The sequence below is a fragment of the Caballeronia terrestris genome, from assembly GCF_001544515.1.
GTDB classification, from domain to species: domain Bacteria; phylum Pseudomonadota; class Gammaproteobacteria; order Burkholderiales; family Burkholderiaceae; genus Caballeronia; species Caballeronia terrestris.
Genome location: NZ_FCOL02000630.1, coordinates 1 through 538, shown reverse-complemented (window position 1 = coordinate 538; position 538 = coordinate 1). Strand labels below are relative to the sequence as shown.

Sequence of the window (538 nt, the reverse complement as noted above, 5' to 3'; positions counted from 1 at the left end):
CGTAGAGTGCGGAGGCATCGGCGGCGACCATTGATGCGAGATTGGTATAACCGACGATATGCACACCATGCTTCATCACCGCCTGATCGACTTCGGTCAGCGGACAGTTGCCGCCCTTCTTGCCCTCGTACTCGGGACCACGGCCCGCAGCGAGATCGATGATCACGGAACCCGGCTTCATGTGCTTGACCGTTTCGACGGACAGCAACGTCGGCGCGGGACGGCCCGGAATCAGCGCGGTGGAGATCACGATATCGGCGAGCTTCGCACGCTCGTGCACCTGAGCGGCTTGGCGCGCGAGCCAGCTTGGCGGCATCGGACGCGCGTACCCGCCGACGCCCACTGCCGCTTCGCGTTCCTCGTCGGTTTCGAACGGCACGTCGACGAACTTCGCGCCGAGCGATTCGATCTGCTCCTTGACGGCCGGCCGTACATCGGACGCTTCGACGACAGCGCCCAGACGCTTGGCCGTCGCGATCGCCTGCAAGCCCGCGACGCCCGCGCCGAGAATCAGCACGCGCGCGGCTTTCACCGTGCC

The 538-nt window shown here is 65.8% G+C and carries 1 protein-coding gene; it reads right to left on the bottom strand.

Going from position 1 to position 538, the window contains the following annotated elements; genetic code table 11:
- Positions 1-538, bottom strand: a 538-nt coding sequence (locus AWB67_RS39300) for a Rossmann-fold NAD(P)-binding domain-containing protein (RefSeq protein WP_510183529.1), incomplete at both ends; no start/stop codon positions are given.